The following is a 12,530-nucleotide window of genomic DNA, read 5'->3' as shown; positions in this document are numbered from 1 at the left end:
GGGTCACCAGTCGTTGTTCTGCATGGTGGCGGCCTCCTCTCGCGGAATCTGGGCGCATGTGGGGGTAAGCGCAGCGAGGCAATATGAGCGAAGCCATGACATTGCGTGCACATCACGGCTACTCTGTGACAAGGACCGACTGTGAGGCGGGGGTCTTTTTCATGAGTATCCGGCATCGGCTGGCGCGGCGTCGCCAACGCCGACGTCAAGACGCGTCCTGGAACCCGGCGAGGTGGGCCCTGTGGTCGCAGCCCCGGAGCATTCTGGGCTACGTCCTCGCGGTCGAACTCATCACCGTGGTGATCGTCGCGTCGACGTTCGACCTTGTCTCGGTCACGACCGGTGACTGGATCCGGCTGCTGGTCCTCGGTGCCGGTTCGGCGATCCATCTCGAGGCCGCGCGCGACATCGAGCGGCTGCGCAAGGTCGGCGCCGAAGGCATCCCGTACGTCAATCTCAAAGGGATGTGGACCTTCGCCGGCGTCCTGATCCTGCCTCCGCCGCTGGCCGCAGCGCTGATCTTCAGCACGTACGTCCATTCCTGGCTCCGGGTACGACGGGTTTCGCCGTACCGATCGGTCTTCACCGCGACAACTCTCGTGCTGGCCGGTGCCGCAGGTGCTGTCGTCCTGGCGGCGATCCGTCCTGGTGTCTACCCGGGCTACCCGTCCGGCCCGCTGGGACTCGTGGCCGTCGTCGCCGCGGGCCTGGCGTACTGGTTCGTGAACTACGCCCTCGTCGCGGGCGCGATCATGATGGCCAACCCCGACTCTCCAGGCCGCAACGCGCTCGGGCGTCTGTCGGACCAGTTGATCGTTGCCGGTTCTCTCGGGCTGGGCGTCGCGACCGCTGCGTTGCTGCTCAGCCAACCGTGGGCCGTCGCGGTCCTGCTGCTGACCATCCTCGGTCTGCACCGCGCGCTGCTGGTCGAGCAGTTCCAGACGGCGTCGCGTACCGATCCCAAGACCGGCCTGGCCAACGCGGCCTTCTGGCACGAGATTGCGCGCCGCGAATTCGCCGGCGCCGAACGCACGAACTCCCGACTCGGCGTGCTCTATCTCGATCTTGACCACTTCAAGGCCATCAACGACACCTATGGTCACCTCGCCGGTGACGAGGCCCTGAAAGCGGTCGCCGCCGAACTGCGCCACGAGGTCCGCGACAACGACCTCGTCGGACGGCTCGGCGGTGAAGAGTTCGCCATCCTGCTACCGCAGACCTCCGCGGCCGATACCGCGCTGGCCGCCGAGCGGATCCGGCGCCGGGTCGCGGGTCTGGCGGTCACCGTTGCCGCCCCCAACGGGCCGGTGCTTTGCGGACCGATCACGTGCTCGATCGGCGCCGCGACGTACCCGGAGTCCGGCGCCAGTCTCGACGAACTCCAGATGGCCGCCGATCTGGCGATGTACCAGGCCAAGGACGCCGGGCGGAATCGCGTCGTCGCCGCACCGGGCAACGGCGAGCTGCCGGCTTCCTGACCCGGTGTCCCGGTCCGGTCCCGGGGATCGGAGTGGTAGGCGATGTTTGGGTGCCTGTGCCAGGATTGCGCTTCCCGACGGAGGTGATCTGGATGGCGCAGGAGGCATTGCAGCTGCTGGTCAGCATGCACCGAATCGTCAGACATCTGCGCCGGTCCAGGACCACCACGCTCCTGCACCCGACGCAGTTCCTGGCGCTGATGCTGATCGCCGACGAGCAACCGATCCGGATCGGCGAAATCGCCGCCCGGGTCCCGTGTTCGCAACCCACCGCGACCACGACGGTCGCCGGGCTGGAGGAGGCCGGCTTGGTCCGGCGCGAACCGGACCCCGTCGACGGCCGGGCGACTGTCGTCGTGCTCACCGACGCCGGCGCCGAGACGGTCGAAGCGTCCGGCCGACAGGCCGCCGAGGAGCTCGCCAACCTCCTCAGTCGCCTCGACGACGCCGACCGGACGCTGGTCCTGCAGGCGGGCGCGGTGCTTTCGCGCGTCACGGACGGTCTTTAGCGCGGTCTTTAGCGCAGCCCCGGTACGACGGTCACGGTGTACGGCGGCGTACCGGGTGCGATGTCCAGCTGGCTGTTCACCCACAGCAGCCGGCCGCGGTCGCGGGCGATCGTCGTCGGCGTCCCACCGGCCGCGCCAGGGCCCGAGTCGGCGACGAGAGTTGCCGCGGTGAGATCGTCGTTCAGGATCGCGAGGCGGGTGACGTACTTCCCGCCGCCGGCGTTGTAGACGGCGTACAACCGGCGTCCTTCGAGCAGGTACCCGTCGCCGGACAGGATGCCGTTCGGGACGTCGAGGACCGTGACTTGGCGGGTGCGAAGGTCGATCCGGTACGTGACGTCCTGGCCCTGCTCGCCGACCAGGAGGACGCGTCCGTCGGTGACGATGCCGTTCAGGAAGTACGGCGTCGGCTGGATCCGATCGCGGGTGATCCACGGTTCGAGCTCGCCGAGACCGTCGCGGGTGAGCGGCGCCCGCCAGATCTGGTTGTGCGCCGAGTCGGTCACGTAGACGGCGTCGCCCGCGATCGTGAAGTCGTTGAGGAACGAGCCGTCCGACGCTTTCCGTACGGCGAGGAGCCGGCCGCGGGCGTCGTACAGGAAGAGTTTCGACGTACTCGCACCGGCGACGAGGACCCGGCCCCAGCGGTCCAGGTGGATGCCGGTGGCCGCGGTACGCCCGTCGCTGCCGGCGGGCAGGAACAGGCTGAGGCGGGACGTGGACGTGTTGCCGCGGTACACCGCGCCGGTGACGACGCTCGTGACGTACATCGTGCCGCCGGGCGTCACCGCGATCCCTTCGAGGTTCTCGCCGGGGGTCGTCGAGACGACGTACTGCGTTGGTCGGTGGACGACGCCGGCCTGCGCGGTGGCCGACGGGGTGACCGCGGCGAGGACCAGGACGGTGAGGACTGCGAGACGCTTCATCGAGCCAGGGTGGGAGCGTACGGCGGCGCGTCGCGACCGGATTCGGCCTGAACCGAAGAGGTCTGTGCGGGTGACCTCGCGGCCGTCACAATCGAGAGATGATCCGCGTCCACTTCACCGCGGCGGACCTCGGCCGGGTCACGTTCCCCGCCGAGCCCCATCCGCTGTGGGAGGCCGCGCTCGCTTCCCGCGCGCTCGGCGACCGCTCGATGTCGCCGGTCGCCCGGCGCTGGCGACGTACTGCGGCACCGCGCGTGCGGGGGTCGATGCGTCCGCTGTTCAAGCTGATCTCGCCGGGCGGATTGTTCCCGGACTTCCTGACCCCGGACTTGGTCGGGCCTGGTCTGGAGCCGGCCGTCGAGACGTTGATGGAGACGCCGGCCTCCGTCATCCGGGACGAGTTGGAGCCGTGGTTGCCGCCGGAGATCGACCGGTACATGCGCGGCTTGCTGGACGGTCGCGCCGGGTCGCGTCGTGCGCTTGGCGGCGCGGTCCGGGACTTCCATCAGGAGGTACTGGCGCCTTCGTCGGGGGAGTTACATCGGCGGTACGGCGCTGACCTCGGGATCCGGTCGCGCGCGGTCCTGCACGGCGGGATCGATGCGCTGCTGTCGTCGCTACATCCCGATGTCGAATGGGCGACCCCAGTACTGACGTACTTCGCCGACCGGACCTCGGACATCCACCTGAACGGCCGCGGGCTCGAGCTCTACCCGTCCCCGCTGGTCTCCAACTGCCTGGCGATGGACGCCCCCGACCGCCGCCCCGTCCTCGTCTACCCCTGCGCCGACCTGACCGACCCGGACGATGCCGCCACCGACGCCCTGGCAGACCTCCTGGGCCGCACACGAGCCGCCGTACTCCGTTCCCTGACCCACCCCGCCACCACAACCCAACTGGCCCGCCGAGTAGGCATCTCCCTAGCCTCCACCTCAGACCACACCAGAGTCCTAAGAGCCGCCGCCCTCATCACCACCCACCGAACCCAAGGCACCGCCCTCCACGCCCTGACTCCCACCGCCCAAAACTTGTTGACCGGGGCAACCACATGGCCTGGCGACAGTCGCCGGGCGTCGAGCCGGGACAATTAGTTGCCGTTGGCAATATCCACAGGGTGCTGGGGTTGTGGATAACAGATTCCCTTGAAAATAAGGGGATCTGGCTTTGAAAAGTGTCGGTGGGGGTGTCTAGGCTTTGCTGCATGGACAGGCCGCCTGAGTTGATGAGCGACGCCGAACTGGCGCACGCTCTCGACCGGGCCGACACCGACCTGGCCCGCGTCGAGACCCGCCGGCTGCGGATCGTCGCGGCCATGGACAAGTCCGGGTACGCCGAAGACGCCGGCGCCCGCGACATGATCCAGTACCTGCAGCGCCGCTACCGTCTCGACGCCTACCGCGCCCGCCGCCTGGTCCAACTCGCCCGCGCCCTGCCCAAGTACCCCGCCCTCGCCGCCGCCCTCCCCACCATCGACCCCACGGTTGAGCACGGGGAGGACAGGGAGGAGAGGGAGGATGCGGAGGACGGAGAGGACGCAGAGGGCGGGGCCGACGGGCCGGACGGGACGGCCGGGGAGGTGCTGCCGGAGGTGCTGTTGCGGCCGGCGCAGGCCGAGGCGATCGTGTCCGAACTGGAGAAGCTCCCGCCGTCGGTGCCGGTGGCCGACGTCGAGGTCGCCGAACAGGAACTGGTCCGCCTCGCCCGCCACCTGTGCCCGGGCGAGCTGCGCAAGGCCGCCGAACAGGCCCGCAACATCCTCGACACCGACGGCCCCGAACCCGAAGAACACCAGGCCGCCGCCCGCGAAACCCTCACCCTCCAGTCCGCCGACCGAGGCGTCAAGTTCAAGGGCTACCTCGCCAACGAAAACGCCGAACTCCTCCAGACCCTGATCACCGCCGGCGCCCGCCCCCACAAAACCCTCGACGGCGCCCCCGACCCCCGCACCCGAGAAAAACGCCAAGCCGACGCCCTCACCACCACCCTGACCCTCGCCGCCACCGCCCTCGACGCCGGCACCCCCTCCCCCACCATCCCCCGCCCCACCACACAACCCACACCCCAAACCAGCCCCACCCACGCCGGGTCGGCGGGGGCTGGTTCGACAGGAGCTGGCTCCACGGAGCCCGGTTCCACGGAGCCCGGTTCCACGGAGCCCGGTTCCACGGAGCCCGGTTCCACGGAGCCTGCTTCCACGGCGGCTGGTTCCACGGCGGCTGGTTCTACGGCAGACGCGGCGGCCGGCTCGGATGCTGGCCCGGATGCCGGCTCGGACGGTGCCGTCGGGGTCGTAGGTGCAGCCGGGGGCGGGGCAGCCGCCAGCCAGCGCGACGGTTCGGGTACGGCTGCTGGCTCAGGTGCTGCTTCGGGTGCTGGAGTTGGTGCGGGTGGTGGGTTGGGTGGTGATGTGGTGCCGGGGTTCGGGGCGAAGGCGAACATCACCGTCACGATCGATCTGCAGGACCTCAAAGCGATGACTGCGGACGCGATCGGGCAGACCGTCTACGGCAACGGCCTGTCCGCGGCCACCATCCGCCGGCTCGCGTGTGATGCGAAGGTGATCCCGATCGTGCTCGGCTCCAACTCCGAACCACTCGACGTCGGCCGCGCCGAACGCCTGGTCACCCGCGCGATGCGCCGCGCCCTGAACACCCGCGACCGCGGCTGCGTCGTGTGCGGAGCCCCGCCGATCCTGTGCGACGCCCACCACCTGATCTCCTGGATCGACGGCGGCGACACCAAGATCAACAACCTCGTCCTCATCTGCCGCCGCCACCACCGCGACCTGCACCACGGCCACTGGACCATCACCATCACCAACGGCCAAGTCCACGTCGCCACACCCGCCTGGGCCGACCCACCACCCCGCCGCCGCCACACACCACCAGACAACACACCCCCGGCACACCAGCCCCCGGGCGAGCACCCCACGCCCCCAGCCCCACCGGACACCGCATCCCGGGCACACCAGCCGCGGGGCGAGCACCCCACCCGCCCCGCGCCGGCGGATGGCGGACTCACGCGCGCCGCGAGCTCCAGGGCCCAAACCTCAACCCCCGCAGCCGATCCCTGGGATGAGACACCCGCGCCCGCACCACAGCCGCCGGACACCGCATCCCGGGCACACCAGCCGCCGGGCGAGCACCCCACGCCCCCAGCCCCAGGCGACGGCGGACCCACGCGCGCCGGGAGCTCAAGGCCCAAAACCTCAATCCCCGCAGTGGATCCGTGGGACGAGGCAGTCGGGCCTGCGCCGGAGCCGCCGGACGGGGGACTCACCTGTGCCGGTAGCTCAAGGCCCGAAGCCTCTGCCCCAGCAGTCGATCCGTGGGGTGAGACAGACGTGCCTGCAGCGGAACCGCCGGAGCTCGCGCAGTCGGCCAGCGCACCGGATGTGAAACCAAGCCGCTGGCACTGCGACGAATCGACGCGTGCGGAAGCAGCCCGGTTCGCGGTGTGGGGTGAGGGCGCCACGAACGACTCCGGCACCGGCCCACCGTCCTTCGCCACGATCTGATCCCACCGGCTGCAGCATCCTCGGGCAGGCTGGTAGCACCGGCGCGTGCCTCCGGGACTCGCCGTGCTTCGGGCTTGGTGAACGCGAGTCGCGAGGGGGGAGGCTCTAGAACCGGGCGCGAGCGGCTCGACGGGATCGGGACCGGGGAGAGTGTGCCCGTGGGCCGTTAGTGCGGCAGGAGAGCGGCGTATGTCCCGTCCACGGTCGGGACGCCGGATTGGGGAGCGCCACGCACCTGAAAAGGCCGGCAGACCTCCCCAGTCCCCAGATTCCAGGGGGAGCTGCCGAAACCACGGAGGGTTTTACTCTCCGACGGGGCCAAATCCCTCCCGGTTCGCGCGGGCGTCGTTGCCGCACCGCCATCCGGCAAACGCGGTCGCGGGGCTACGCGCTGGGTGCCTGCGGTGATGGGTTCCTGCGGTGATGGGTTCCTACGGTGATTGGGTAGGCGGATGTCGCTTGGGGCCGTGGTCGGGCGGACGTCCGACAGAACTGTGCAGGGCGATCGCTTGCGCTTCAGCGGTTGTGCGGGATCACCGGAGGCGATGACTTCACTGACGCCGGGCTGCGCGCTGCCGTCGCTCTCGAGGTCTGTGTCTGCGGGATCGCGCGGTCGCGGGGCTAGGTGCTGCGGATGTACGACGGGCTCACCTGGGTCCTTCCAGGTGAGCCCGTCGTACGGCGCTGCGAGGGTCAGTTGCGGTTGATGGTGAAGGTTGTGGTGGTGTTCTGGATGTCTTTGGCGTTGTTGGTGAGGGTCAGGTTGTTGAAGGTGACGGAGCCTACGGCGGGGCCTTGGCCGGGTTCGGGGAGTTCGTTGGCCCAGATGCCGAAGCCGGACTTGGCGTCGAAGGCGTCGCCGGACTTGCGGGCGCCGGAGATGGTCGTGTTGGTGAAGACGGTGTCCGCGACCGGGAACTGCGGCTGGCCGCCGACGTAGTTCGTCTGGAACATGATCCCGCTGTACGTCGGATCGACGATGTCCAGATCACTGACGCGGATCCCCTGGAAGATCTTCGACGCCGAGAAGACCCACACCGCGGGGAACGCCTGGTTGCCCCAGAAATGCCCACCGGAACGTACGACGGAAACATTCTGGAACTGTGTCGGCGGCGTGGCCCCGAACCCGTTCATCGGGATCCCGAAGTCCAGGGAACTGATGGTGATTCCGGGATACGTGAGCATGTCCGCGGCGTACAGGTTCCGGAAAACGTTGTTCGTCCCGCCGTACACGGCGAACCCGGCGGCCCGCCAGGTCAGCGTTGCGGACAGGTTCTCGAACACGTTGTCCCGGACCTCGCCGCCACCGTTGTCCGTGGCGTTGAACAGCGCGAAGCTGTCGTCACCGGTGGAGCGGGCGTCGTTGTTGCTGACCGTGTTGCCGGACGACCCGTTCGTCATGTTGATGCCGTCGGCGAACGTGTCCCGGATCCGCGAGTTCTTGATCGTCGACGTGTCGGTGTTCGAACCCCAGTACATGCAGACCATGTGTTCGACCCAGATGTTGTCGATGGTCATGTTCGCAGTACCCGAGAAGTCGAATACCTTGCCGGGTCCGTCGATCCGCGACGTGTAGTTGCCGAAGTACGCGAATCCGCTGAACGTCGAGCCGTTCGCCGACGCCTCGGACCGGAAACCGACGTCGGTGTTGTCCTGCGTGGTCGGTGCGTGGAACCGCGTGAACCACGGCCCGGCGCCGACGACCTTGACCGCCCTGCCGTACACCTGGAACTTCGACGACGTGTCGTAGTCACCGGGCGGCAGGTACACACCCTGCAGCGAGCTGTCCTGACGCACCCGGTCGAGCGCGTTCTGCACGTCCTGCTGGGTGAACCCGGTCGGCGTCACGAAGCCCGCACCCGGGTTGCCGACGACGGTGGCCGCCTCGGTGTCGAGGAAGTCGATCGAGTACGTCGTACCGTTCGACGGATCCTTCTGCAGCCGGATCTTGGTCCCGGCCGGGTAGGTCTGGTCGAGCATCAGGTTCGCTTCGTCGTAGATGTGCCGTGCCGGTCCGGAGCCTGGCGAGTTGTTCGGCGACGCCTCCGCGCCGTACAGCCAGGCGTACTTCGAGGTCAGCGGCAATGTCTTGGCGAAGGTCCCGTTCACGTAGACGCTCAGCGTCGACGACTGGCCGCCGCCACCGGACGAGTCCGGGATCGAGAAGCGCGTGACCAGGGTGTTCGTCGAAGCCCGCGTGGTGAACTCGACGTACGCGCCGTTCGAGTTGAGTGTGACCGCGCGCCGCCCGGAGGCCTCGCCGGCCAGGTCGCCGATCGTCCGGTTCGGTCCGATGACGGACGCGCCGCCGCCGACCGAGGCATCCTCGGCCTCGAGGTGGTCGTACGGCATGTTCGCGCCGCGACCAACGAAGAACGGCCGCTCGCTGGTGTTGTTCGAACGCTTCACCGGCAACTCGTTGGCGTCGTCCGCGATCACCACGCGCACTGTGTAGCGCCCGTTGACCGCGGTCCAGTTGCCGAGAGCAACAGCTGGCGTGGTTGCGCCGGCGGCGATCGCCCCGTTGTAGGTGCCGGTCAGTGTCGTCACCACGGACGACCCGTTCAGCACCGTCAGCGTGATCCCATGCGCACCAGACGCAGAGGCGACGCTGCCTTGGTTCTTCAAGGACACCGAGAACGCGACAGCATTGCCGGCCGCCGGGTTGCCCGGAGTCCAGTTCACCGCGGCCGCGACGAGGTCGGAGCTTGCGACCGGAGTCACCACGAGCGGACCGGATGCGTTCGCCGTGTTGTTCCCGTCGTTCTGCTCGATCACCGAGTTGGCTTCGTCGACCTTGGCGCTCAACGCGTACGAGCCCGCGTCACGCGTCCCGATCGATGCGCTGACCGTCGTCGACGCCCCGGCCGCGAGCGCGCCGACAGCCGCCGTACCGACCTTGGTGTCGCCGAGGTAGAAGTTCACGTCGGTCGCGGCAGACCCCGCCGTACCGCCGTTGTTCACCGTCGCGCGGACCGTGATCGCGTCGGTCTCGACCGGCGACGTCGGTGTCCACGAGACGTTGGAGAGCGTGAGATCCGGGTTAGGTGCCGGTACGCCGAGCACCTGCAGCTCAGCGACCTGCCCGGCCGGTGCACCGGTGTTGCCGGTGAAGTTCAGCCGTACGTCGGCCACGCGCGCGCTCACCGGGATCGTCACGCTGTTGCCGCTCGCCGGGTCGAAGTTGTACCCGGCCGAACCGACGATCGTCGTGAAGGTCGACGAGCTCTGCTCGCGCCCGAGGATCGAGAACGTCTGCGTCCGCGGTCCCCACGCCGAGTCGGGGTTGAGCCGCACCACGATCGAGCTGAGGTCCGCGTTCGCACCCAGCGCGGTGGTCAGCGTCGCCGGGTTGGCGTTGCCCTCCCAGTACGTCGTCACGTTGTCGTCGTTCGCGTTCGCCGGAACGTAGGTGAACGTGTATCCCGACGCCGTGATCGGCTTGTGCAGCGCGAGGTTACTGCCCGGGCCGCCGCTGCCGTTGCGAGTGACTGTGTTGCTGTTCGCGGATTGGTTGCCAGCAGCATCCTTCGCACGCACGGAGTACGTGATCGAGACGTTCGCCGGCTGGTTGTCCGTGTACGTGAGGACGTTGCCGGCCACGCTGGTCCGCAGCTGACCGTTCGCGTAGACGTCGTACCCGGTGACGCCGACGTTGTCGGTCGACGCGCTCCAGGTGAGTTTGATCTGTCCGGCGCCGGGCTCGGTGAAGGCCAGGTTGCCCGGGGCGGTGGGAGCCTGGGTGTCACCGGTTGCCGGTCCGTAGACCTCGAGTTCGGAGAGTTGTCCGGCGGGCCAGCCGGTGTTCGCGGTGATCCGGATCCGGACGTACCGCGTGGTGGCGGTGCCGTAGTCGACGGTCACCGTGTTGTTCGGCGGGCTGAACGTGCGCGCCGCGGACGCGGACAGGTCGGTGAAGTTCTGCCCGTCGGTGCTGCCCTGGACGGCGAGGGTCTGGTCGCGGGCGCCCCAGTTCGCGGTCGGTAGCTTGAGTACGACCTGGTTGGTCGCGACCGACGTACCGAGATCGACCTGGACCCACTGCGGGAACGCGTTGTTCGCGCTCTCCCAGTACGTCGCTTGGTTGCCGTCGGTCACGTTCGACGCGACGTAGTTCTGGGTGCTGCTGCTGGCCGAGGCGGTCTTGCCGGCGGCGAGGTTGGGACCGGCGAGTACGGCGGCCGACGCGGTGCCGGCGCCTGTCGGGTGGAGCAGTGGGCTCGCTGCGAGCGCCAGGCTCGCGGCGAGCAGGGCGACCGGCAGTCGCCATTTCGGGATTCGCATGGGCCTCTCCTGGTGGGCGGGACAGGGAAGAGCCGCCGCACTGGAGTCCAAAACTTTCGCTGGCTTGCTCAATTCTTGCGCGGCGTTGGCTCATTGTTACGGCAGCATCAACCGTGCGTCAACGGCTCGTGACAGCGAAGGGCCGGCTCGCAAGAATGCGAGCCGGCCCTTGGGTGTACTGCGTCAGTGCTTGGCGGCACCCTCCGCGCCGGCGCCGGTGAGCGCGCGGACCGAGAGTTCGCTGTAGCGGGCCTCGCTCGACTTGTCCCGGCCGAGGTACGTGCCGAGCACGCCGAACAGGAAGCCCAGCGGGATCGACACGATGCCCGGGTTCGACAGCGGGAACCAGTGGAAGTCCGTCCCGGTGATCATCGACTTCGCGCCGTTGCCGGACACCACCGGCGAGAAGACCACCAGGACGACGGCCGAGGTCAGGCCGCCGTAGATGCTCCAGACCGCGCCCGAGGTGTTGAACCGCTTCCAGAACAGGTTGAACAGCAGCGCCGGCAGGTTCGCCGAGGCCGCGACCGCGAACGCCAGCGCGACCAGGAACGCGATGTTCAGCTTCTGCGCCGGGATTGCCAGCCCGATCGCCACCGCGCCGATCCCGATCGCCGCGAACCGCGCGACCCGGAGTTCCTGCTTCTCGGTCGGCTTCTCCTTGGAGATGACATTCGCGTACAGGTCATGCGCGAACGACGACGCCGAGGTCAGTGTCAGCCCGGCCACCACCGCGAGGATCGTGGCGAACGCGACTGCCGCGATCAGTGCGAGCAGGATCGCCCCACCGATCGAGCCCGCCCCGCCGCCGACAGCCTCGGCCAGCAGGGGCGACGCCACGTTGCCCTTCGACGCCTCGACCGCGGAACCCTTGCCGGTGTCCAGCAGCGCCGCCGCACCGAACCCGAGGGCCAGCGTCATCAGGTAGAACACGCCGATCAGGCCGATCGCCCACTGCACCGACCGGCGCGCGGAGCGTGAGTCGGGCACGGTGTAGAAGCGGATCAGGATGTGCGGCAGACCCGCCGTACCGAGGACCAGCGCGAGGCCGAGCGACAGGAAGTCGATCTGGCCGGTGAGGTCCTTGCCGTAGAGCAGGCCGGGCTGCAGGAACGACTCGCCCTTCCCGGACTTCGCGGCGGCCGAGCCGAGCAGGTCGGAAATGTTGAAGTGGAACTTCAGCAGCACCAGGAACGTGATCACGACCGTGCCGGCCATCAGCAGCACGGCCTTGACGATCTGCACCCAGGTGGTGCCCTTCATGCCGCCGATCGTCACGTAGACGATCATCAGCGCGCCGACCAGCACGATCACGGCGGCCTTCAGTCCCTCGCTCTTCACACCGAGCAGCAGACCGACCAGCGAACCGGCGCCGACCATCTGGGCCAGCAAGTAGAAGATCGAGACCACGATCGTCGAGGTCGCGGCCGCCGTACGGACCGGCTTCTGCTTCATCCGGAACGCGAGCTGGTCGGCCATCGTGAAGCGGCCCGAGTTCCGCAGCAGCTCGGCGACCAGCAGCAGCGCGACCAGCCAGGCCACCAGGAAGCCGATCGAGTACAGGAAACCGTCGTACCCGTAGAGGGCGATCTGGCCGGAAATGCCGAGGAACGACGCCGCGGACATGTAGTCGCCGGCCACCGCCAGGCCGTTCTGCGCGCCGGTGAACGAGCGGCCGCCGGCGTAGTAGTCGGCCGCGGTCTTGTTCTGCCGGGACGCCCACCAGGTGATGTACAGCGTCACGGCAACGACCGCGGTGAACAGCGAGATCGTCAGCGCCCGGTTGCCGGGCTCGGCGGCCATCGGGATCAGAAGC

General features: G+C 68.7%; 7 protein-coding genes and 2 pseudogenes. 6 read left to right on the top strand and 3 right to left on the bottom strand.

The features are described from left to right. Positions 1-161 precede the first annotated feature (161 nt). The gene (locus ACWF0M_RS08190; protein WP_452234917.1) at positions 162-1,478 is read left to right on the top strand and encodes a diguanylate cyclase; all 1,317 of its coding nucleotides are present in this window, start codon (positions 162-164) and stop codon (positions 1,476-1,478) included. 92 nt (positions 1,479-1,570) lie between these two features. Further along, the gene (locus ACWF0M_RS08185; RefSeq protein ID WP_452234916.1) at positions 1,571-1,987 is read left to right on the top strand and encodes a MarR family winged helix-turn-helix transcriptional regulator; all 417 of its coding nucleotides are present in this window, start codon (positions 1,571-1,573) and stop codon (positions 1,985-1,987) included. Between the two features lie 8 nt (positions 1,988-1,995). Here the strand turns inward: ACWF0M_RS08185 and ACWF0M_RS08180 are convergent, their stop codons facing one another. After that, positions 1,996-2,913, bottom strand: coding sequence for a superoxide dismutase (locus tag ACWF0M_RS08180; RefSeq protein WP_452234915.1), 918 nt, complete (start codon positions 2,911-2,913; stop codon positions 1,996-1,998). Positions 2,914-3,011: 98 nt separating this feature from the next. On the opposite strand from ACWF0M_RS08180, the gene ACWF0M_RS08175 reads away from it, so the two are divergent. The 4 genes and pseudogenes from ACWF0M_RS08175 (at position 3,012) to ACWF0M_RS08160 (ending at position 6,430) form a co-directional block, all read left to right on the top strand. Further along, positions 3,012-4,004 carry a winged helix-turn-helix domain-containing protein gene (locus ACWF0M_RS08175; protein ID WP_452234914.1) on the top strand — a complete coding sequence of 331 codons (993 nt, stop codon included), beginning with the start codon at positions 3,012-3,014 and terminating at the stop codon, positions 4,002-4,004. A 110-nt stretch (positions 4,005-4,114) separates the two neighbouring features. Continuing rightward, positions 4,115-4,942: pseudogene (locus ACWF0M_RS08170) on the top strand (DUF222 domain-containing protein); the annotation flags it as partial. A 122-nt stretch (positions 4,943-5,064) separates the two neighbouring features. After that, positions 5,065-5,319, top strand: a pseudogene (locus tag ACWF0M_RS08165) (hypothetical protein); the annotation flags it as partial. Between the two features lies 1 nt (position 5,320). Further along, on the top strand, positions 5,321-6,430 hold the full coding sequence (locus tag ACWF0M_RS08160) for a DUF222 domain-containing protein (protein ID WP_452235212.1): 1,110 nt from the start codon (positions 5,321-5,323) through the stop codon (positions 6,428-6,430). Positions 6,431-7,123: 693 nt separating this feature from the next. On the opposite strand, the gene ACWF0M_RS08155 is transcribed toward ACWF0M_RS08160, so the two are convergent. Both ACWF0M_RS08155 and ACWF0M_RS08150 read right to left on the bottom strand, forming a co-directional pair. Continuing rightward, positions 7,124-10,714: a discoidin domain-containing protein gene (locus tag ACWF0M_RS08155; protein WP_452234913.1), complete on the bottom strand. Its 3,591-nt coding sequence runs from the start codon at positions 10,712-10,714 to the stop codon at positions 7,124-7,126. Between the two features lie 183 nt (positions 10,715-10,897). Further along, positions 10,898-12,517 (bottom strand): solute symporter family protein, encoded by a 1,620-nt coding sequence (locus tag ACWF0M_RS08150; RefSeq protein ID WP_452235211.1) that lies wholly within the window; start codon positions 12,515-12,517, stop codon positions 10,898-10,900. Positions 12,518-12,530: the final 13 nt, after the last annotated feature.

The organism is Kribbella sp. NPDC055110, assembly GCF_053607525.1.
The sequence above is the reverse complement of the archived record's forward strand: the minus strand, read 5'-3'. Positions and strand labels throughout refer to the sequence as shown.